The sequence below is a fragment of the Citromicrobium bathyomarinum genome (assembly GCF_038594485.1).
Classification (GTDB): domain Bacteria; phylum Pseudomonadota; class Alphaproteobacteria; order Sphingomonadales; family Sphingomonadaceae; genus Alteriqipengyuania; species Alteriqipengyuania bathyomarina_A.
This window is the reverse complement of record NZ_JBCFZG010000008.1, coordinates 136,478-157,276: the sequence shown is the minus strand read 5'-3', so window position 1 is coordinate 157,276 and position 20,799 is coordinate 136,478. Positions and strand designations below refer to the sequence as shown.

The 20,799-nt window shown below is 65.3% G+C and carries 23 protein-coding genes; 12 read left to right on the top strand and 11 right to left on the bottom strand.

Features of this window, described 5'->3' with window-relative positions; translation table 11 throughout:
* Positions 1-1,401, bottom strand: coding sequence for a peptidylprolyl isomerase (locus tag AAG591_RS13570; protein WP_342531929.1), 1,401 nt, complete (start codon positions 1,399-1,401; stop codon positions 1-3).
* Positions 1,402-1,536: 135 nt separating this feature from the next.
* Positions 1,537-3,858, bottom strand: a complete 2,322-nt coding sequence (locus tag AAG591_RS13565) for an LPS-assembly protein LptD (protein ID WP_342531927.1) — start codon at positions 3,856-3,858, stop codon at positions 1,537-1,539.
* A 116-nt stretch (positions 3,859-3,974) separates the two neighbouring features.
* On the opposite strand from AAG591_RS13565, the gene AAG591_RS13560 reads away from it, so the two are divergent.
* From AAG591_RS13560 to AAG591_RS13540, 5 genes are all read left to right on the top strand, one after another.
* Positions 3,975-5,435 carry a leucyl aminopeptidase gene (locus AAG591_RS13560; RefSeq protein WP_342531925.1) on the top strand — a complete coding sequence of 487 codons (1,461 nt, stop codon included), beginning with the start codon at positions 3,975-3,977 and terminating at the stop codon, positions 5,433-5,435.
* Positions 5,436-5,485: 50 nt separating this feature from the next.
* Entirely contained in the window at positions 5,486-5,647 is a 162-nt protein-coding gene (locus AAG591_RS13555) for a DUF2256 domain-containing protein (RefSeq protein WP_342531924.1), read from the top strand.
* Positions 5,644-6,087: a DNA polymerase III subunit chi gene (locus tag AAG591_RS13550; RefSeq protein ID WP_342531923.1), complete on the top strand. Its 444-nt coding sequence runs from the start codon at positions 5,644-5,646 to the stop codon at positions 6,085-6,087. The genes AAG591_RS13555 and AAG591_RS13550 overlap by 4 nt, the downstream gene beginning before the upstream one ends.
* Before the next feature lie 94 nt (positions 6,088-6,181).
* Positions 6,182-6,604, top strand: coding sequence for a nucleoside-diphosphate kinase (ndk, locus tag AAG591_RS13545; protein WP_342531922.1), 423 nt, complete (start codon positions 6,182-6,184; stop codon positions 6,602-6,604).
* An 88-nt stretch (positions 6,605-6,692) separates the two neighbouring features.
* Positions 6,693-7,085 carry a VOC family protein gene (locus AAG591_RS13540; protein WP_342531921.1) on the top strand — a complete coding sequence of 131 codons (393 nt, stop codon included), beginning with the start codon at positions 6,693-6,695 and terminating at the stop codon, positions 7,083-7,085.
* Positions 7,086-7,211: 126 nt separating this feature from the next.
* On the opposite strand, the gene purN is transcribed toward AAG591_RS13540, so the two are convergent.
* Entirely contained in the window at positions 7,212-8,180 is a 969-nt protein-coding gene (purN, locus tag AAG591_RS13535) for a phosphoribosylglycinamide formyltransferase (protein ID WP_342531920.1), read from the bottom strand.
* 5 nt (positions 8,181-8,185) lie between these two features.
* The gene (purM, locus tag AAG591_RS13530) at positions 8,186-9,283 is read right to left on the bottom strand and encodes a phosphoribosylformylglycinamidine cyclo-ligase (protein WP_342531919.1); all 1,098 of its coding nucleotides are present in this window, start codon (positions 9,281-9,283) and stop codon (positions 8,186-8,188) included.
* A gap of 70 nt (positions 9,284-9,353) precedes the next feature.
* Here purM and AAG591_RS13525 point away from each other — a divergent pair, with 70 nt between their 5' ends.
* From AAG591_RS13525 to AAG591_RS13510, 4 genes are read left to right on the top strand one after another with little or no spacing between them, the layout of a single operon-like run.
* On the top strand, positions 9,354-10,628 hold the full coding sequence (locus tag AAG591_RS13525; RefSeq protein WP_342531918.1) for a heavy-metal-associated domain-containing protein: 1,275 nt from the start codon (positions 9,354-9,356) through the stop codon (positions 10,626-10,628).
* Between the two features lie 15 nt (positions 10,629-10,643).
* Positions 10,644-11,267, top strand: coding sequence for a P-loop NTPase family protein (locus AAG591_RS13520; protein WP_342531917.1), 624 nt, complete (start codon positions 10,644-10,646; stop codon positions 11,265-11,267).
* A 29-nt stretch (positions 11,268-11,296) separates the two neighbouring features.
* On the top strand, positions 11,297-12,007 hold the full coding sequence (gene epsC, locus AAG591_RS13515; RefSeq protein WP_342531916.1) for a serine O-acetyltransferase EpsC: 711 nt from the start codon (positions 11,297-11,299) through the stop codon (positions 12,005-12,007).
* Positions 12,007-12,357 carry a DUF2794 domain-containing protein gene (locus AAG591_RS13510; RefSeq protein ID WP_342531915.1) on the top strand — a complete coding sequence of 117 codons (351 nt, stop codon included), beginning with the start codon at positions 12,007-12,009 and terminating at the stop codon, positions 12,355-12,357. The genes epsC and AAG591_RS13510 overlap by 1 nt, the downstream gene beginning before the upstream one ends.
* Before the next feature lie 64 nt (positions 12,358-12,421).
* On the opposite strand, the gene AAG591_RS13505 is transcribed toward AAG591_RS13510, so the two are convergent.
* The 4 genes from AAG591_RS13505 to AAG591_RS13490 all read right to left on the bottom strand — a co-directional run bounded on the left by AAG591_RS13505 (position 12,422) and on the right by AAG591_RS13490 (position 16,219).
* Complete coding sequence (locus tag AAG591_RS13505) at positions 12,422-13,579, bottom strand: hypothetical protein (protein WP_342531914.1); 1,158 nt, start codon at positions 13,577-13,579, stop codon at positions 12,422-12,424.
* Positions 13,580-13,686: 107 nt separating this feature from the next.
* Complete coding sequence (locus tag AAG591_RS13500) at positions 13,687-14,355, bottom strand: DUF4328 domain-containing protein (RefSeq protein ID WP_342531912.1); 669 nt, start codon at positions 14,353-14,355, stop codon at positions 13,687-13,689.
* 120 nt (positions 14,356-14,475) lie between these two features.
* Positions 14,476-15,405, bottom strand: a complete 930-nt coding sequence (locus tag AAG591_RS13495; RefSeq protein WP_342531911.1) for an SDR family NAD(P)-dependent oxidoreductase — start codon at positions 15,403-15,405, stop codon at positions 14,476-14,478.
* Between the two features lie 127 nt (positions 15,406-15,532).
* Positions 15,533-16,219, bottom strand: coding sequence for an HAD hydrolase-like protein (locus tag AAG591_RS13490; protein ID WP_342531910.1), 687 nt, complete (start codon positions 16,217-16,219; stop codon positions 15,533-15,535).
* A 60-nt stretch (positions 16,220-16,279) separates the two neighbouring features.
* On the opposite strand from AAG591_RS13490, the gene glmU reads away from it, so the two are divergent.
* From glmU to AAG591_RS13475, 3 genes are read left to right on the top strand one after another with little or no spacing between them, the layout of a single operon-like run.
* On the top strand, positions 16,280-17,635 hold the full coding sequence (gene glmU / locus AAG591_RS13485; protein WP_342531909.1) for a bifunctional UDP-N-acetylglucosamine diphosphorylase/glucosamine-1-phosphate N-acetyltransferase GlmU: 1,356 nt from the start codon (positions 16,280-16,282) through the stop codon (positions 17,633-17,635).
* Positions 17,632-18,255, top strand: coding sequence for a hypothetical protein (locus tag AAG591_RS13480; RefSeq protein WP_342531907.1), 624 nt, complete (start codon positions 17,632-17,634; stop codon positions 18,253-18,255). The genes glmU and AAG591_RS13480 overlap by 4 nt, the downstream gene beginning before the upstream one ends.
* Positions 18,215-18,526 (top strand): HNH endonuclease, encoded by a 312-nt coding sequence (locus AAG591_RS13475; RefSeq protein WP_342531906.1) that lies wholly within the window; start codon positions 18,215-18,217, stop codon positions 18,524-18,526. Before AAG591_RS13480 ends, AAG591_RS13475 begins: the two co-directional genes overlap by 41 nt.
* A gap of 13 nt (positions 18,527-18,539) precedes the next feature.
* Here the strand turns inward: AAG591_RS13475 and AAG591_RS13470 are convergent, their stop codons facing one another.
* The 3 genes from AAG591_RS13470 to atpD form a co-directional block, all read right to left on the bottom strand.
* Complete coding sequence (locus AAG591_RS13470) at positions 18,540-18,899, bottom strand: VanZ family protein (protein WP_342531905.1); 360 nt, start codon at positions 18,897-18,899, stop codon at positions 18,540-18,542.
* Between the two features lie 19 nt (positions 18,900-18,918).
* The gene (locus tag AAG591_RS13465; protein ID WP_342531904.1) at positions 18,919-19,176 is read right to left on the bottom strand and encodes an ATP synthase F1 subunit epsilon; all 258 of its coding nucleotides are present in this window, start codon (positions 19,174-19,176) and stop codon (positions 18,919-18,921) included.
* Positions 19,177-19,324: 148 nt separating this feature from the next.
* Entirely contained in the window at positions 19,325-20,794 is a 1,470-nt protein-coding gene (gene atpD, locus AAG591_RS13460; protein WP_342531902.1) for a F0F1 ATP synthase subunit beta, read from the bottom strand.
* Positions 20,795-20,799 lie beyond the last annotated feature (5 nt).

Here is a 20,799-nt window from a genome sequence, read left to right as displayed (position 1 = left end):
TCAGTTGTATTCGATGATCGCGTCGTTGCGCAGGTCACGCAGGTAACGCTGCGCGCGCTTGCCGATCCGCTCGTTTTCGATCTGGTCCATGATCTGCTTGAAGTCGGGCTTTTCGGCCACTTCCGGATCGTCGCGTCCGCACAGCAGCAGGACCCGGACGCCGTCCTGCAGCGAACCGAAGGGCGGGGTCGCCTGGCCGACCTGCAACTGGAGCATGGCCGACTGGAGCTGCTCGGGAAGATCGCGAATCCTGATCGAGTTGTTGTCGACCACGCTCGCGCCGACAGTGCCGGCAGCGCGGGCTGCATCGCCGCAGCCGCGGATCGAGCTTACCGCTTCGGCGAACTTCTGTACCTTGGCGTTGGCCTCTTCCTGACTCACGTCCGGCTCGAAACTGATCGAGATCTGCTTGAGACTGAGACTTGCGTCACGCGGATCGGCCATCAGGATCTGCCGCTTGTCGAGCAGCAGCATGATCACGAAGCCACCGGGGATCTGCACGGGGCCAACCACTTGGCCGACCTCGAGGCCCTTGGCCACGTCGGCCATCTCGTTCGGCAGCGTGGCGAGGCGCACAAAGCCGAGATCGCCACCGACCGCGGCAGTGCTCGATTCGGAATACTGCTTGGCAAAGGCCTGGAAATTGGCGCCCTTGCTGATCTGTTCCATGATCTGCTGCGCGTTGCGTTTGGTCGCGGCGGCAGTTTCCGGCGTTGCGGAGAGATAGATTTCGGCAAGGCGGTATTCGAACTGCCCGCGCGATTCCTCCAGCTGCTTGATGATCTCGTTCACCTCGTCGGCCGATACGTTGACGAAGGGGGAGACATTGCGCTGGATCAGCATGCTCCACGCCACTTCGCCTTCGATCTGGCGCTTGAGCGCGGCAGGCGATGAACCGATCTTGGTCAGGTATTCGTCCATCGCTGCGGGGCGTTCGGGAAAGTTCTGCTGCGCGAGTCCGAGGTAACGCTCATTCACCTCGTCCGCGTTGACCGTCATGTCCTGCGCGGCGGCCGCCTGGATCTGCAGCGTTTCGTCGATCAGGTTGCGCAAAACCTGCATCCGCAGCGCCTGCAGTTCCTCTGCGGAAAGGTCCTGGTTCTGCGATGCGGCCAGCACCAGCGCGACGCGCTGGTCGATATCGGTGCCGGTAATGATCGCGCCGTTCACCTTCGCGGTTGCGGTGCGAATGTTGGGATCGTGCTTTTCGAACATGACCACGTCCGACGGGATGCCGAACGGGCTGGCCGCCGACGTTTCCGCCTCTTGCGCCTGGTCCATCTGCTCCTGCGCCTGCTGCGCCTGGGCGGCGACGGGCAGGGTGGTCATTGCAAGCGTTGCGAGGCCGGTGGCGACCTTACTGAAGATGCTGTCGATCACGAAGAAACCTGTTGTCCGCATAATTTCAGGGTGTTCGGGGTTCACCCGAGGAAGTTCCATCGGACCGCGAGGCTGAACATTGCCTGAGTCCGTAATGCGTCGCCCCTAGCGCGTCTGGCCGCGCCTGCCAATGCAGCAGCAAGGCCTGTCCCGCACCTAGCCGCCCCCGCCGAGGTTGAGCAGGCGGAAAGTCAGTTCGATCGTGTTGCCGCGCAAGGCATCGCCCTGGCTGACGAAATCGCGCCGCCAGGTCAGCCCCAGATCGATGCAGTCGTCCTGGTAGGCGATGCCCAGGCGGGTGCGGATCGGCTCGAACCCGTCGGATTGCAGCGTCGGGTCCTCGTTGCGGTTGGTCATGTTGACCACCGCCGATCCGAAGACGGACCAGTAATCGGCGAAAGCGAACCGGCCTGCCGCGCGCAATTCCTCGCGGTCGCCCAGTTCCTCGTTCGCGAGCGGGATGTTCCGGTCGAGCCGCAGGTAGCCGATTTCGGCATAGGTGCGTCGGCTGCCGATCGTCGCGTCGACTTCCGTCCGGCGCGGGGTCAGGTCGTCCTTGTCGAGCCGGAAGCGGTAGGTGAAGGAGACGAAATCCTTGTACCGTACCCGCGCGCGCCCGACGATGTCGGAGAAACGGTCCGACAGGCCGGTGCCGTCGGGGAAGATGATCTGCTTGTCGTCGAGGCGGTAGGATTGCCCGATATTGGCCGATACCCGCCAGTCGGGCTTGGTCATTTCCCATTCGACGCCGTAGGTCACGCGCGCGCCATCTTCGAACCGGTCGTCGCCCGGGAAACGGTTGAGCGAGAACAGGTTGACGTCTTCCAGATCGATCGCGCGCGAATCCTCGTTGGGGATGGCCGTATTCTCGATCGGCGGGGTGGCGACAATCTGGACGCGCGGGGTGAGCACTTGCGTACCGCCGAACAGCGGCCCGACCAGCGGCCACGACACATCGACCGCAGCCAGCGCGATCGCGCGCGTTTCCCACCCATCGTTGCCGCGATAGCTCGCGATCGTGGTCTGCGACCCATTGGCCGTGTGGTACACATCGCCCCTGGCGAGCGCGGTCAGCTGCACCACCTGCCCCAGCGGCGTCACCCGGCGCAGGTCCCACTGGGCAGATGCCAGCGCGCGCTGGGTATCCTGGCCCTCGTCGCGCGTGATCGCGAGGCTGTTGCCGCGCAGCGTCACCGTGCCGCCGAGCAGTGGCTCGTCGATCCGGCGGCGATAGTCGATCAGCGGAAGCGCGAGCGGTATCTCGCCCTGTTCGCGGTCGAGCCGCAGGGTCTGCGTGGCGAAGCCCGCAACCACGAAATAGCTGTCCCTGTCGATCCGCTCCAGCTCGGCCATCGTCCGCAGGCGGTCATCCCGGCTGATATCGTAACGGCGCAGGAAGGTGCGGTCGCTGGCGAGCCGCGTGGAGCCGGTGAACTGCCAGTTCTCGTCGAGGATGAAGCGCCCGTTGGCGGCGATATAGCCGCGGAAATCGCGCTGGTCCTGCGCGGTCAGCGAATCGGTGTCGATCCGCCGGCTGTGCGTGGCGTAGCCGGTCACCTGATATGCCCCGTTGCCGGTCAGCTCGCGATATTTCGCGCTGACCATCGGCATCGCCTGCGAATACAGATAGGCGCCGATCTGGAGGTCGCGGTTATCGGCGAGCCGCCAGTAATAATCGCCGCTCAGTTCCACCCCGTTGGAACGCGAGATGCGCAGATTGGGCACGAGGAAGCCCGAGGTGGGCCCGCCGTCGGTGCGCAGTTCGAGCGTGGGGAGGGGCACAAGGCGCTGCCCGAACAGCGAGAAGAAGCCGTTTTGGAAGCGAATCTTGCTGGTATCGGGATCGTAGGTGACGCGCTCCGCCGTGATCTTCCAGCTCGGGTTCTTGGGGCAGCCGTCGGAGGTGACCACCGAACAGCCCGAATAGACTGCCCGCTGCAGTGCGACGCGCCCGTCCTCGGTTCGCTCGCCACGCTCGGCCGCCAGCCTTCCGCCTTCGCGCAGGACCAGCAGCAGGTCTTCGAGCGAGCCGGTTTCGAACTTGTCGGTCAGCTCAAGCTCGCTCGCATAGAGCTGGTTGCCGTCGCCATCGACGTAGCGGACATTGCCGCTCGCCTGGATCTGCCCGGCGGGCCGATCCCACCGGACCTGGTCTGCGCGCACCGATCGTTCGCTCTCGCGCAGCACCACATTGCCGCGCGCGACGATCGTATCGGCATCCGAATCATATTCGAGCGTGTCCGCCTCGAACCCGATCTCGCGCTCGGTGCCGGGGGCCGGGGCCTCGCCCTCGATATAATCCTGTACCGCGTCCTCGACGCCGTCCGGCTGGTCGGCGGTGGGTGGGCCCTGCGTGGCATCCTGCGCCGCCGCCGGGGTGCCGAGGCCGATCGCGCCGAGCGCGGCCAGCGCCGCCCCGGCGAGGAGCGATGCGCGGTTCGCGGGTGAGGCAAGAGAGGAACGATCGCTCGGGAGCATCGCTTGCCTATTGCACCGAGCCTTCCTAATCGCAATCGCACTTGGCGGTCCATGCGAACGCAACCAGTCGATTGGTGCGCCGGCCCCACAAAATTCTTTCGGAGGATTCCTTCCTTATGCAGTTCACCTTCGCCGACACCTTCCCCGCCGATGCGGCCCTTCTTGCTTCGATTGCGAACAAGGATTCGATGCCGGAGGGTATCGAACCGGCGCTCGCCGAAGCGGCGAAGCGCGGGCGTTTCAAGGGTTCGCCGGGGCAGGTGACCGAAGGGTTTGTAGAGCGCGCTGGCAAGGTCGTGCGCGTCGCGCTGGCCGGTGCAGGCCAGCCCGATGCAAGCGATCGCCGCGCGAATCTCGAAAAGGCGGGCGGTGCGCTCGCCGCGAAATACCTGACCTCTGGCGAAACCAGCATCGCCCTCGATCTTGGGGATCGCGGACTGTCGGCGGACGATGCGGCGGCGGTCCTCCTCGGCCTGCGGCTGCGCGCGTGGCAGTGGGACGAATATCGCACCACGCAGAAGGATGCAGAGAAGGTCTCTCTCAAGAACGTCGTCGTGATCGGCGCACCCGACGGCACGCAGGACGCATGGGCCCGCGAAAGCGCACTGGCCGAAGGCGTCGAATTCACCAAGACGCTCGTCACCGAACCCGCCAATGTCCTCTACCCCGAAAGCTTCGTCGAACGCTGCCGCGAGGCGCTGGGCGGCACGGGGATCGAGATCACCGTGCTGGACGATGCCGAGATGGAAAAGCTCGGCATGGGCGCGCTGCTCGGCGTCGGGCAGGGTTCCGACCGCCCTTCGCGTATCCTCGCGATGAAGTGGAACGGTGGCGCCGAGGGTGAAAAGCCGACGCTGTTCGTCGGCAAGGGCGTCACCTTCGACAGTGGCGGCATCTCGATCAAGCCGGGCGCCGGCATGGAAGACATGAAGTGGGACATGGGCGGCGCTGGCGCGGTGGCCGGAACCATGGTCGCGCTCGCCAAGCGCAAGGCCAAGGCGAACGTGATCGGCGTGTGCGGGCTGGTCGAGAACATGCCCGACGGCAAGGCGCAGCGCCCCGGCGACGTCGTCAAGACGATGAGCGGCCAGACGGTCGAAGTCATCAACACCGACGCCGAAGGGCGGCTGGTGCTGTGCGACGCGCTCCACTGGGCGCAGGAAGAGTACAAGCCCGCTGCGGTGATCGACCTCGCCACGCTGACCGGTGCGATGCTGATCGCGCTGGGCAACGAGCAGGCGGGGCTGTTCTCCAACGACGATACGCTGGCCGAGGACCTGTCGGCTGCGGGCAAGATCAGCGGCGACAAGGTGTGGCGCATGCCAATCGGCCCGGCCTACGACAAGCTGATCGATTCGCCGATCGCCGACATGAAGAACGTCGGCCCGCGCGAAGCAGGCTCGATCACCGCGGCGCAATTCCTCAAGCGCTTCATCAAGGACGGCACGCCCTGGGCGCACCTCGACATTGCCGGGATGGCCTGGTCGAACAAGCCGGGTGCAACCTGGGGCAAGGGCGCGACCGGATACGGCGTGCGCCTGCTCGACCAATATGTGCGCGACGTGCTGGAAGGCTGATCGTGGGCGCGGGCCCCATGCCTCAAGCAGCGAAGCGGTAGGCAGAAAAAATGCCTAAAATGCCCAAGAAGGGCGACCTGCCGAGCAAGATCTGCGCGGCCTGCGGGTTGCCCTTCGCCTGGCGCAAGAAGTGGGAGCGCGACTGGGACAGTGTGAAGTATTGCTCCGAGCGCTGTCGCCGGTCGTCCAGATCGGCTAGCTCCACCGTATGAAGGTGGATTTCTGGCTGCTGAGCCGCGACCCGGCGGAGCGCGTCGTCGCGATGATCGCCGAGCGTGTGCTGGGCGAGGGCGGCCGCGCGCTGGTGGTCAGCGAAGATGTTGCGCAGCATGTCGCGCTAGAGCAGGCATTGTGGGACGCGCCGCAGGCCTTCCTCGCCAACGGGCCCGCAGGCGGCGAGCACGACGCGCGCCAGCCGATCCTGTTGTCGGAAAGCTGCGCAGCGCCGAACGGAGCGAGCGCCTGCATTCTGGCTGACGGGACGTGGCGGGCGGAGGCCCTGGAAGGCGGCGCGTTCGAGCGCGTGTTCCTGCTGTTCGACGATTCGGGGCGCGACGCTGCGCGCACCGCATGGCGCGAGGTTTCCACTCGCGACGGGCTGGAGCGGTCCTTCTACGAACAGCGCGAGGGGCGCTGGGTAAAGGTCGCCTGAGCTTCCACGCGAGTCCCACGCACTTGCGGCTTGCGCCGAAGCTGCTACTGGCGCGCGCAATCCATTTCCCCCTGACAATACGAAGGATACGACCATGGCGGTTACCCGCACCTTTTCGATCATCAAGCCCGACGCCACCCGTCGCAACCTGACCGGCGCCGTCACCAAGATGCTGGAAGAAGCCGGCCTGCGCGTCGTCGCGTCCAAGCGCATCCACATGAGCGAGGACCAGGCCAAGAAGTTCTACGAAGTTCACGCCGAACGTCCGTTCTACGGCGAACTGGTCGACTTCATGACCAGCGGCCCGGTGGTCGTGCAGGTTCTCGAAGGCGAAGACGCCGTGAAGCGCAACCGCGACGTGATGGGCGCGACCAACCCGGCCGACGCCGCCGACGGCACGATCCGCAAGACCTACGCCGAATCGATCGAAGCGAACTCGGTCCACGGTTCGGACAGCGACGAGAACGCCGCGACCGAAATCGCGTTCTTCTTCAACGATGACGAGATCGTCGGCTAAAGACTTACCGCTCCGGCGGTAGACACGAGCGGCGTTCCCTTGAGGGAGCGCCGCTTGTTTCGTTTTTGCGCGCTCCCATATCGCGAAGATGAGCACCAAGCCTCGCCTCGATCATCTGACCATCCTCTATTCGGATCGCGCCGCGAGCGAGGCGTTTTACGGTGTATTGCTGCCGCTGATCGGCTTCACCAACCCGAAACCCGGCATCTGGACGGACGGGGACGGCTTCTGGCTCCAGTTCATGAAAGCCAAGGAAGGAACGCGGCCCTACGAGCGATACGGCGCGGGCCTTAATCACTGGGGCCTTGGCATGCCGAGCGGGGAAAGCGTTCATGCGTTGCGCGAAGCACTGAATGCGGCGGGAATGGACCCGCAGCCGGTGCAGGACCTGGACGGCGCACAGGCACTGTTCCTGCCCGATCCGGATGGTCTGCGGATCGAGCTTACGTATTACCCGCCGGGTGTGAGCGTGGTGGGTTGAGGGCGAGAGGCCAAATTCCGCTCATGCTGAGCCTGTCGAAACATCGTTCCACCGGGAAGCCACAGCCAGCCCGGAGGAAAGACAGCCCTTCGACAAGCTCAGGACGAGCGGTCCACAATGGAAGCCCTAAAACTCCTCAGCCGCATCCATCAGCTTGGTCAGCCGCTTGGGCGCGACGCTGCGCCATGAGCGTTCCAGCCAGTGCTGCACCTGATTCCAGTCGCAGTCCGGGCGGTTGAGCGAGATGCCGACCCAGCCGCTGGCGTGGTAATAGGCGGGGCGGAAGAACACTTCGGGATCGCGTTCCACCAGATCGGACAATTCGTCCTGACCGCTGGTTTTGGCGAGCAGTGCGATCGCTTCCGCGCCGTGGTGGCGATCGGCGAAATGGGCGAAGAACTTGCCGCTCTTGCCCGCGATCTTGAACCCGGGTGATCCGTGGCTGGTCGCGGCTTCGGCTTCGGGGAGCGCCAGCGCCATCCCGGTCAAACGGGCCAGCAGCCACTGCGGGTCATAGGGGCGCGACACGTAGTCGCCCAGCACGCGGGGGTAGAGCTGGTGCTCCGCCACTTTCACGCGGTGGGCCAGCGTTTCGGGCGTGTCACCGTCCATCACCGCGACCTCTGCCTGCCCCAGCACCTCGCCGCCGTCGAGCTCGGTGGTGACGAGATGGACCGATGCGCCGACCACTTCGTCCCCCGCCTCCAGTGCGCGGGCGTGCGGGTCGAGCCCTTTGTACTTGGGCAGAAGCGAGGGGTGGATATTGAGCATCCGGCCTTCCCATCGCTGCACCATCTCGTCCGACAGCACCCGCATGTAGCCCGCCAGCGCGACGAATTCGGCACCGCTTTGGCGGATCGCCGCATCCATCGCCCCGTCGTGCTCGGCGCGCTTGAGCCCCTTGTGCGAGAGCGCAAAGGTGGGAATGCCCTCCGCCTCGGCGAGCGAGAGCCCGCCTGCGTGCGGATCGTTGCTTGCGACCAGCACGATTTCGAACGGCGCACCTTGGCGGCTGGCATAAAGCAACGCGGCCATGTTCGAGCCCGCGCCCGAGATCAGCACCGCGACTTTCGCGCGCCGATCCTCAGCGCTCATGAGTCTCAGTGATCATGCTCTCCGACCCAGTCGTTCTGCGCGGACCACAGCCCGGCGGTTCCGTCGACGTCGCAGCCGCGCGTCCCTTCGACGACTTCGCCGATCGGGAAGACGGTTTCGCCAGCCTCTTCGAGCCGCTGCGTGACCGCGTCGACGTGTTCCTCGGCCACCATCAGCACCATGCCGATGCCGCAGTTGAAGGTGCGCGCCAGTTCGCCCGGTTCGATATTCCCCTGCGCCTGCAGGAAGGCCATCAGGCGCGGGAGCGGCCAGCGATGTGCGTGTACCTTCGCGCGCGTGCCATCGGGCAGTGCACGCGGTATATTCTCGAGCAGTCCGCCGCCGGTGATGTGCGCCAGCCCGTCGATCAGGCCATCGCGGATCAGTGGCAGCAGGCTCGCCACGTAGATTCGCGTGGGCTCCATCAGGTGATCGACCAGCAGCCGGTCCTGATCGAACAGGGCCGGGCGGTCCATTTTCCAGCCCTTATCCTCCGCGAGCCGCCGCACGAGCGAAAAGCCGTTGGAATGCACGCCCGAGCTGGCCAGCCCGATCAGTACATGACCCGGAGCGATACGTTCGCCGGTCAGCTGTGCCCCGCGCTCGACCGCGCCGACGCAGAAGCCTGCAAGGTCGTAGTCGCCCTGCGCATACATGCCCGGCATTTCCGCCGTTTCGCCGCCGATCAGCGCGCAGCCGGCCTGCTTGCAACCATCCGCGATGCCCGCGATCACCCGCTCCGCGACGCCGCTTTCGAGCTTGCCGGTGGCGAAATAGTCGAGGAAGAACAGCGGCTCTGCGCCCTGCACGATCAGGTCGTTGACGCACATTGCGACCAGATCGATGCCGACCGTGTCGTGCCGGTCGTGGTCGATGGCCAGCTTCAGTTTCGTGCCGACCCCATCATTCGCCGCGACCAGCAGCGGGTCCTTGAAACCTGCCGCCTTGGGATCGAAGAAAGCGCCGAAGCCGCCCAGCTCCGCATCGGCACCGGGCCGCGCGGTTGCGCGCACCAGCGGGCCGATTGCCTTGACCAGCGCGTTACCCGCCGCGATCGAGACACCCGCGCTTTCGTAGGTGTAGCCTGTTTCGGGATCGTTCATCGCGGCCCGTCTTACGCATTCGCGCTTGGAAATCCATCGCCACTTGGGCAAAAGGCACCCGATTTTCCCGATGACCCTTTCCGTCCCCCCTTTCGCGCGTGTCGCCATCGCCATTCTTGCCCTCGCCGGGGCAGTGGCCGCGCTATACGCGGGCTGGGCGAATGCGCAGGTCCAGGGCGATCGCGGAATCGCGCCGCTGATGGTCAGCACCGACATCAATGTCGGCGGGATCGAGGTCAACGTGACCGCGGACACCGCCGAGGAAGCGCGTCAGAAGGCGTGGAAGCAGGCGCAGGTCCTCGCGTGGGAGAAGCTGGGCGGGCCCAAGCTTTCCGAAAGCCAGATACAGGACATGGTCTCCTCTATCGTCATCCAGCACGAGGAAACCGGGCCGAAACGTTACATCGCGACGCTGGGCGTCACCTTCGACCGGCAGCGTTCCGCTGGCTATCTGGGCCGTTCGGGCGAGACTCGCCGCTCCGCGCCGATGCTGCTTCTGCCGGTGACGATCAGCGCGGGCAGCGAGCTGATGTACGAACAGGTCAACCCGTGGCAGCGGGCCTGGGCCGAATACCAGCCGGGCACGAGCCGGGTCGATTACGTGCGACCTGCGGGGCAGGCGGGCGAATCGCTGTTGCTCACCTACGGTCAGACGGGGCGCCGCAGCCGTTACTGGTGGGCGACCATTCTCGACCAGTTCGGCGCGGCCGACGTGCTCGTCCCGATTGCAGAGCTGCGCTATCTCTATCCCGGCGGCCCCGTCGAAGGGCGCTTCGTGGCGCGCCATGGGCCGGACAATGAATATCTCGGCAGCTTCACGATGCGCGCCGATTCGCCGCGGCAACTGCCCGCGATGCTGAACCGCGCGGTCGAAAAGTTCGACGAGATGTTCGTCACCGCGCTCGAGAAGGGGACGATCCGGCCCGACCCGACGCTCAACCGTGGGCGCGGATCGATCGATCCCGACATCGCGAGGCTGATTGCACAAAGTCGCGCGATCCTGGCGCAGGCCGAAGCGAACGCCCGCACCCGCCAGACCGAAGAAGAGAACGTGGCGGATGCGAATGCGGCGCAGGTGGCGACTGGCGAGGGCGACGATACCCCGCAGGTCATCAACCTGTTCATCACCTTCCCGTCGCCCGATGCCGCCGCCTTCGATGCAGCGATCTCTACCGTGCGCGGCACGCCTGGGATACGCGGGGCATCGGTTTCGAGCACCGCGATCGGTGGCAGTTCGGTGCTGAGCGTGACGTATGCGGGATCTCAGGACGAGCTCGTCGGCGCGCTGGCGCAGCGCGGCTACAACGTGCAGCGCGACGGTAGCAACCTCACGATCAGTCGCTAGGCGGGGGCCGCGAGGATGGGCCGTCCCGCATCGCAAATCGCGCTCCCGCTGCCTCCGGCGCGCGAGGGCGATCCCGAGCATATCGTGATCGGCAGCGCAAACTCTGGCGTGGTCGAGGCGCTGCGTGCGCCCGCCAGCTGGCCTTTCCGAACAGCGATCCTGCGCGGGCCGCCGCGTTCGGGCACGTCGCTGCTGGGGCGCTGGTTCGAACATGCCGGATTGGGCGAAACGATCGATCCGGCGGATGCCATGGACGAGACCGCGCTGTTCCATCGCTGGAACCGGGCGCAGGAAGAGGGCACGGCGCTGCTGCTGATCCCTGCGGCCGCCCCGTGGGAAATCGCGCTGCCCGATCTCAGATCGCGGTTGGGTGCGGCGCTGGCGCTTGAAATCGGTGCGCCCGACGATCAAATGATGCGGGACCTGATCCTGAGCCATGCGGAGCGGCGCGGACTGATGCTGGGCGAAGAATCGCTCGCCTACGTTATTCCGCGCATGACGCGCAGTTTCGAAGCGGCGGAACGCTTCGTCGCGGCAGTCGACCGTCTCGCTCTGGAACGACAATCGCGCCCGACGCGCAACCTGTGCCGCGATGCCCTCGAATCGATCGATGGCCCGGCGCAAGCCCGCTTGATTTAGCGGGGGAAGGGTGGAAGACTTGTGAGACGATGTTCGTGGGTCTGATCGACTATCTCGACTCCGTGAAGAAGCGGGACCCCGCGCCACGATCGCGGTGGGAAGTGCTGCTCTATCCGGGCGTGCTTGCGCTGGGCCTGCACCGCGTCGCGCACTGGCTGTTCGAGGCGAAGCTCTATTTCCTTGCGCGGCTGGTGAACCACTTCTCGCGCTTCCTGACCGCGATCGACATCCATCCCGGTGCGAGCATCGGGAAGTACTTCTTCATCGACCATGGCTTCACCGTCATCGGGGAGACGGCCGAGATCGGCGACTGGGTGACCATCTACCAGTGCGTGACGCTGGGCGGGACCAACCCGACCAACGGCAAGGCGGGCAAGCGCCACCCGACGATCAACGACTACGCCATCATCGGTTCGGGCGCGCAGGTGATCGGGCCGATCACGGTCGGCGAACGCGCGCGGATCGGGGCCAATGCGGTGGTGACCGACGACGTGCCCGATGGCGCGACGATGATCGGCATGAAGGCACGCTCGACGCTTGTTCCCGCAGAGGAATGGCTGCGCGAATTCATCCCCTACGGCACCCCGTGCGATGAGCCTTGCGAGGATCAGAGCACGGCAGGCAAACGCCGCGCCGACGCGTTCGAGGCCGAGCTCGCATCGCTGCGCGCGGAGATCGAGGCGCTCAAGAAACAGCAGCCGGATGATGACCCGGTGCGGCGCAGCGGGACGGGTAGCTGATGAGCACGCCCGCAGGCGGCACCATCCTTTCTTTTCCCGGCGCCCGACCGAACCAGGTGGGCTTTGCCCGCGACGAACTGATGCGTATCCTCGACCTGTATGGCCGCATGGTCGCGGCGGGCGAGTGGCGCGACTACGCGATGGATTTCGGCCGCGATGCAGCCAGCTTCGCCGCGTTCCGCCGGACCGCCGAGCGCCCGCAGGCCCGCGTCGAGAAGCGTCCATCCTTGCGCAACAAGCAGGGCATGTGGACGCTGTTCGGCGAACACGGCCAGATCCTGAAGCGCGGGCACGAACTCGCCGGCGTCCTCGCCCCGCTCGAACGGCGGCTGGTCAAGGCGATCGACTAACCCGACAAAAAGGCCCGCCATCCTTTGGGACGGCGGGCCTTTCTCGATAGCGGATGCAACCCGATCAGGCGGCAACCAGCTCCCGCTCGCTGCTCGGCAGGGCATCGCGCCAGTCTTCGGGTACGATCCCCAGAACGCCGCGCCGGATCGGGGCCCAGAAGGCGGACAGCGTGAGCAGGGCGGAGCCGATCACCAGCGCGGTCAGCGCGACAGTCAGCTCGACCGCGCCGAAGCGATCGAACAGGAAGGCGAGCGCGAACAGCACGTAGACGAGAGCGGAGACGAGCAGCGCCCGCCGGTCCACGATCAGTGCCACGATGCCGAAAGCGACGTAGATCGCCAGCACGGAGATGGCCTTGGCGAGGCCAATATCCGACCCGCCGACGACACCCAGCGTGTAGAAGATCGGGTGCGCAATCATCGGCGCGGCCAGCAGGTGGAGCCAGAAGGCGACGTCGCTGCGGCGCGTGGTGCGCTCCGGATCGCTGAGGTCCCAGCGCATCGCGAAGGCGAACACCAGCAGGCCCGCGACCAGCGTGAGCCACAGCATCACGTCCTGCGCATCGATGTCGAGCGGTTCGACCGCCGACAGGATCAGACCGATCAGCGTGGCCGAGAGCGCGGCAGCGCCGGCAGCAACCGTGATAGGAACCTTGAACCGCGCCCAGTGCAGCCACGCAGCCAGCGCGGCGATCACACCGGCACCGGCGATGAAATAGCCCGCCAGCGGTTCGCTTTGCTCGGTACCGATCAACGATACGCCGAGCGCTGCAGAACCGACGAAGATGCCGCCGACGAAGCCGAGCAGCAGGATGATGCTGGGCAGCGCCATGCGCCGCGCGCGGGTGAAGAATTCTGCCAGCGGCCATGACGTGACCGCAACGAGGCCCGCCGCAATCGCCACCGAAACGGCGGTGCTGAAGCTTTGCTGACGGCTAAGAGCTGCGAACTGGGCATCGGTCAGGTTCGCGTCCCAGTTCCAGTCGGGCGGCGGGACGAGCATCTTGCCGAGTTGCTGCCCGATCGCGCCTGCCGCGAACAGCATGATGGCGATGCCAATGGCGACAAAAATGTCGTTGAAGGAATTGAGGAGCCTGAAGTTCTCCTCGTCCCCGCGCGAAATGCCGCGCACCTCGCTCATGTGCGCGCGAAACGATGCCGCAGCATCCTCGCTCAACGCACCCGCCTCGACGGCGGAATTGATATCTTCTTCCGAATACACCGGCCAAGCCCTCCCCTGCCTGTTCAGCGGGGAAGGCTACGACCGGTGTATTAGAGTGTCAACACAGTCTGCGATCCGCCTATGCGACCGCCAGTTGCGGCGCGGCTCTACTCGAACACCTGCCGCACGTTCAGCTCGGTATTCTGGGCCGAGGTGATGTCCGTGATTATGGTGCGCAACAGCAGGGCGCAGGCGATTGTCAGCCCGCTACCCACGGCTCCGATCGCAATGCTAACGCTGAAACCTTCTCCGGTGTCGAAAGCGCTCATCCGCACGCTGACGTAGGACACGATGTTGCCGACGATCCAGCACGCCCACCACGCGCCAATTTCCCCCGGTGCCGGGTCGCCATAGGAGTCGCTTTCGAGATGGCTCTCCGCCCACAGTTCGCGCATGTTCTGGAACGGCTTGAACAGGTTTATGATGGGAACGAAGAACGACCCGACCGTCCAGCCGGGCGAAGACTCCATTTCGATTCCGCGCTCGCGCAGGTTGGCGTGCGCGCGATAGATCCACATGCAGACGAACACGACAGAGACCAAAAAGATCGCAGTGTGGGCGATCAGCACAACGGTATAGATCTGCTCGAGCGGCCCATAAACGGGCGAGAGGAGGTTCACCACACCGGCCAGTTCGAGCAGCTCGAACGCCAGCACGATCGCGGAGATGATCACAACCGCAAAGATCGCGTATCCGGCATTGCGCGCGCGCGCTTGCAGCCGGCCGATACCATTTTCGGAGAGAGACGCGCTTTCGCCCACTTCCGTCGTTTCCATGAAAAATCCCCCTCGCAAGCTACCGGCCAACGTGGCGGGTTCAGCTTCCGAGGGGGAATCTATTGCAGTCCTGACAGGCGCGCTATCGAAAAAGCGTGCCCGTCGGAGATGGCTCGAGGCTTAGCCTCGCGCGCTGTCGGGCCCGCTGCCCGTGACCTTCTGCATTGCGGTCAGGATCGCACCCGACTGCTCGGCACCCGACTGCGGGGCCTTGAGGTGGTCGAACTGGCTGATCTTTTCCCAGTTCTCGGCAAAGCCTTCGACCGTGCGCTCACCCTCGGGCAGCCACACGGCGTCGTTCATCACGACCCATGCCGAGTGGAAGCCACCGGCACCCGCGCCGACGATCGCGTTGCTCGGCGCGTCCTCGCTAACGAGGTACAGGGCGGCCGGAACCACGTTTTCGGGCGCGAACAGCTCGAACGCTTCCTTCGGAAAGAGGTCTTCGGTCATGCGCGTGCCTGCGACGGGCGACAGCGTGTTGACCTTGATATTGTACTTCGCACCTTCGAGCTGGAGCGTCTTGGTAAGGCCCGCAAGGCCCAGCTTCGCCGCGCCGTAGTTCGCCTGGCCGAAATTGCCGAACAGGCCGGTCGAGGATGCGGTCATCAGCACGCGGCCATAGGCCTGGTCGCGGAACGTGTCCCAGCAGGCCTTGGTCGCGTTGGCCGAGCCATTGAGGTGCACGTCGACCACGAATTCGAAGTCGGCCGGTTCCATCTTGGCGAAGCTCTTGTCGCGCAGCACGCCCGCATTGTTGATGAGGCAGTGCACGCCGCCCCACTTCTGCTTGGCGTCGGCGACCATCTTTTCCATCTGCTCGTATTCGGTGACCGATCCACCATTGGCCATCGCCTCGCCGCCAGCCTTCTCGATCTCGGCGACCACTTCGGCGGCTGCATCCGACGAACCGGTGCCGTCGCGCGCACCGCCGAGGTCGTTGACCACGACCTTCGCGCCGCGGCGACCGAGTTCGAGCGCATAGGCACGGCCCAGGCCGCCGCCTGCACCGGTGACGATGACGACTTTATCCTTGAACGAAATGGTCATGAGGGTCTCTCCATTCTCGTGTTCTACGGTTTGAATACGGCGCCGGGTTGGCAGGTTCCGGGGGCGCTTGCAACAACGCCCCGGCGAAACGTGGCTGCCGTAGCGGCGGGGCGCGCCGCTTGGCGGCCTAAAGGGCTTCCAGCGCAGGAATCAGCGCATCGAATCGGTCGATCACCGCGTCCGCGCCCAATTCATCTGCGGGCTTGTCGCAATAGCCGTAGCCCGCCGCGACCACCGGGACATCCGCAGCGCGCGCAGCCATGACATCGTACGAGCTGTCGCCCACGAAGGCGAGGCGGGTGGCGTTGCACCTTTCGATCGCGGCGTGGATCGGGTCGGCCGCAGGTTTGGCCCGGAAATTCCCTTCCGCATCGCGCCCCAGCGAGTCTCCCCCGATCAACGTGACGAAACGGTCGGCCAGGCCCAGCTGGCGCAGGATCCCGCTTGCGAAGCTTTCGAACTTGTTGGTCACCACCGCCAGCTTCACGTCCATCGCCGCGAGCCGGTCGAGCGTGTCGATCACGCCGGGGAAGGGCCGCGAATGGACCGCGTTGTTCTCCGAATAATAACGCAGCAGCACCTTGTAGAGCGGGCGGAAATCCTCCTCTGCCATGCTCCCGCCCTGGCTCTCTATCGCGCGGGCGAGCATCATCTTCGCGCCCCCGCCGATCATGCCCTCGACCTGTTCGGCAGGCACCTGCGCGTAGCCGCCTTCGGCGAGCGCGACGTTCACGGCCGCGGCAAGGTCCGCCTTGGTGTCGAGCAGGGTGCCGTCGAGATCGAGGCCGATGGAGTCGAATGGAAAATCGGTCATGCAGGGCGGCGTGGCGAAAGCTTCTTCATTCTGCAAGCCGATGGTGGCACAGCGACGGGCATGAGAGATTTCGCCGCCATCATCCTCGCCGCGGGCAAAGGCACCCGCATGAAGTCCGACCTGCACAAGGTGCTGCACCCGATTGCGGGTCGCCCGATGCTGCATCACCTGATCGACTCGCTCGACACGCTGGGCCCCAAACACAAGGTCGTGGTGGTCGGCGCGGGGCGCGAGCAGCTTGAGGCGGCGCTGGGCGAGGAAGCGCAGACGCGCGTGCAGGAGCCGCAGCTGGGCACCGGCCACGCGGTGCAGCAGGCGGAAGAGGCGCTGGGCGATTTCACCGGCGATGTGCTGGTGCTGTACGGCGACGTTCCCTTCGTTCGCGGCGAGACGATGCAGGCCATGCTCGACCGGCTCCATGCCGAGGATGCGCCCAAGGTGGTGGTGCTGGGGTTCGAACCCGAGGACGCACTCGCCTATGGCCGTGTGATTGCGGACGATCAGGGCAGGATCGCCAAGATGGTCGAATTCAAGGACGCGAGCGAGGAAGAGCGCGCGTGCACCTTATGCAATTCGGGTCTGATGGCGGCGCGCGCAGCAGACATGTTCGCGCTGTTGCGGCGGGTGGGCAACGACAATGCGCAGGGCGAATATTACCTGCCCGATATCGTCAACATCGCGATTGCCGATGGCGAGACTTGCGCGGCGGTGACCGCCAGCGATCCGGGCGAAGTCGCCGGGATCAACAGCCGCGCCGAACTCGCCCGCGCCGAAGCGCAGTGGCAGGAATTGAAGCGCGAGGAAGCGATGGCCGGCGGCGCCACGCTGCGCGCGCCCGAAACCGTGTTCTTCAGCTATGACACGCAGATCGGTCGCGACGTGACGATCGACCCCAATGTGGTCTTCGGCCCTGGCGTGACCATCGCCGACGGCGCGCACATCAAGGCGTTCAGCCATCTGGAAGGGGCCACGGTGGGTGAGGGCTGCGAAGTCGGCCCCTATGCCCGCCTGCGCCCCGGTGCGGTGATGGCGAAGGGCAGCAGGGTCGGCAATTTCGTCGAGATGAAGAAGGCAACGCTGGGCGAAGGCGCGAAGGCCAACCACCTGACCTACCTGGGCGATGCCGAGGTGGGGGCAGGCGCGAATGTCGGCGCGGGCACGATCACCTGCAATTACGATGGTTACTTCAAATACAGGACCGTGATTGGGGAGCGTGCGTTCATCGGATCGAATTCAGCGCTGGTCGCGCCCGTTTCCATCGGTGCGGACGCGATCGTTGCGGCGGGCAGCACGGTAACCCGCGACGTCGCCGCAGGCGAGCTTCGGATGGAGCGCGCCGAACAGTCGATCAAGCCGGGCTGGGCCGATCGCTTCCACGATGCCATGAAGCGCAAGAAGGCGGCGGAGAAGAAATGATGCGGGCGATGATCGTGATCGGTGCGGCGAGCCTGGCGCTCGCGGGTTGCGACAACACGGCGGGCGACGGGGCAGACCAGCTCGATACGCAGGATCTCGAAGCATCGACGGATGCCCCCGCTCCGGACGCGCCAGAGATGTCCACGGTGGACGATGCCACCTCCGCCGAAGCGGCCATGCGGGATATGGCGCAGCCGGTCGCCTGCGGGCGGGGCGAGCGGACGCTGTTCTTCTGCGAGGCGGGGCGCAAGCAGATCGCGGTGTGCGGCGTGACCGACGAGGCCGGCAAGCCGCAGGCGCAGTACCGCTATGGCTCGGACACTGCCGAAATGGTTCTCAACGGCGGACGCTTTGCCAACATGCCCTATTCGGGCGGGGGTGAATCGCAGATCGAGTTCGTCAACGATGCCACGCGCTACATCGTGTACAGCCGCACTGTCCGCACCAATTTCGCACCGGGCGAGCCGAACGATCCGGCATTCACCGATGGAGTGATGGTCGTGCGCGGCGGCAAGGTGCTGAGCGACAGGCAGTGTACCGGCGAGCCTAAATCGGTCGATGTGATGGCGGGCGACGATTATGGCGGCGTCGCGAGCGAGCTGTTCCATTACCCGGACTGATCGATCCGATGGGCCGCTCGCCTGCTGGTTATGTGGGCGCGCCATCGAGACGCGCCTGCAATGGCATCATCCGGTGCCCAAGGCGAAGAAGGGCAGGGCGACGGTGCCTGTGCACCCGATCTGCCACAGGACGATCCACGCCAATTTTACCAACGCCGAGCTTGCCCGGATCGGTGACGATCCTGCGCGGCTGAAGGAAAACGATACGGTCGCGAAATTTCTCGCATGGATCGCAGACAAGCCGCCCGATTTCCACGCGCCGACCCGGTGAGGCGTTTGGGGGTTCAGGCGGGGCGGGTGATGGCGCGTGTCAGGATCAGGCCCATTGCCGCGCCGACCATATCAGCCAGCAGGTCCATCCAGTCCGCATCGCGCCCCAACAGGTCGAGGCCCTGCACGATTTCGATCAATCCGCCGAACGCGGTCAGGGCGATGAACAGCACGATTATCGAACTGCGCCGCCAGCCGACCGAGGCGAGGCACGCCAGCACGAAGAACGTGCCGCCGTGCAGGACCTTGTCGTTATAGGTCTCCGGCCCCGGAACCGCGGGCAGGATCGCGAAGACAAATGCGAGGACCGCGGCGAAGACCAGCCCGATCCGCGCAAGGCGCCCGAGCAGCGCTGGAATCGGGATCCTCGGCATAGGTGCGTGACGCGAAGCGTCAGCCTTCGACGTGTTCGGCGAGGATAGTGAGGCCGTTTTCGCCTACTTCGGCAAAGCCGCCGCGCACTTCGATCGTCTCGGGCGTGGCACCCGCGGTCTTGAAGACCTGCACCGCGCCGTCCTTGATCGTCGACATGAAGGGCGCGTGGCCTTCGAGCACGCCGAATTCACCCTCGGCACCGGGTACCACGACCATGTGGACGTCGTCGCTGCGCACGTGGCGGGCGGGGGTTACGAGTTCGAAATGCAGTGCCATTCTAATACCTCACCTCTCTCCCCTTGCGGGAGAGATACGAGACTTGGGGCTGCGTCGCAGGCCCTAGTCGCAGTAGAGAGGGGCGATCGGAGCTGGCGTTCCGAACCCCTCTCCCAACCCTCTCCCGCAAGGGGAGAGGGCTATTGATTTACGCGTCTTCGGCCAGCTTCTTGGCCTTTTCGACCGCCTGATCGATCCCGCCGACCATGTAGAAGGCGGCTTCGGGCAGGTGATCGTATTCGCCTTCGACAACCGCCTTGAAGCTCTTCACGGTGTCTTCGAGCTGCACGAACTGGCCGGGGATGTTGGTGAACACCTCGGCAACGTGGAACGGCTGGCTGAGGAAGCGCTGGATCTTGCGCGCGCGGGCGACGGTCAGCTTATCTTCCTCGGAAAGCTCGTCCATGCCCAGAATCGCGATGATGTCCTGCAGCGACTTGTACTTCTGCAGCGTTTCCTGGACCTTACGCGCGGTCTCGTAGTGTTCCTGACCCACGACGCGCGGTTCGAGCACGCGGCTGGTGGAGTCGAGCGGGTCGACCGCCGGGTAGATGCCCAGCTCCGAAATCGCGCGGTTCAGCGTGGTCGTTGCGTCCAAGTGGGCGAACGAGGTGGCAGGCGCAGGGTCGGTAAGGTCATCGGCCGGCACGTAGATGGCCTGCACGGACGTGATCGAGCCCTTGTTGGTCGAGGTAATGCGTTCCTGCAGGTTGCCCATGTCGGTCGCCAGCGTCGGCTGGTAACCCACGGCCGAAGGAATACGGCCAAGCAGTGCGGACACTTCCGAACCGGCCTGCGTGAAGCGGAAGATGTTGTCGACGAAGAACAGCACGTCCTGGCCTTCTTCATCGCGGAAATATTCCGCCATGGTCAGGCCCGACAGCGCCACGCGGGCACGCGCACCGGGAGGCTCGTTCATCTGGCCGAAGACGAGCGCGACCTTCGAACCCTCGGAGGTCGCGTTGCCGTCGGCATCCTTGGCGATGACGCCGGCGTCGAGGAACTCGTGGTAAAGGTCGTTACCTTCGCGGGTACGCTCACCAACGCCCGCGAACACGGACACGCCGCCGTGGCCCTTCGCGATGTTGTTGATCAGTTCCTGGATCAGCACGGTCTTTCCGACGCCGGCGCCGCCGAACAGGCCGATCTTGCCGCCCTTCGCATAAGGCGCGAGCAGGTCGATGACCTTGATGCCGGTGACCAGAATGCTCGAATCGGTCGACTGGTCGACGAATTCGGGGGCCTCTGCGTGGATCGGGGCGGTCTTTTCCGCGCCGATGGGGCCGCGTTCGTCGATCGCTTCGCCGATCACGTTCATGATCCGGCCGAGCGTCTTGGGGCCGACGGGCACGCTGATCTGCGCGCCGGTGTTGATCACTTCGCTGCCGCGGGTCAGGCCGTCGGTGCCGTCCATCGCGATGGTGCGAACGGTGTTCTCACCGAGGTGCTGCGCGACTTCGAGAACCAGCGTGGAGTCGCCGTTCTTGGTTTCGAGCGCGGTCAGGATCGGGGGCAGTTCGCCCTCGAAGTGCACGTCGACGACGGCGCCGATCACCTGGGCGATCGTGCCGTTACCCGTAAGGTTGGGCTTGGTGGTGGTTGTTGCGGCGGTGGCCATGTTCG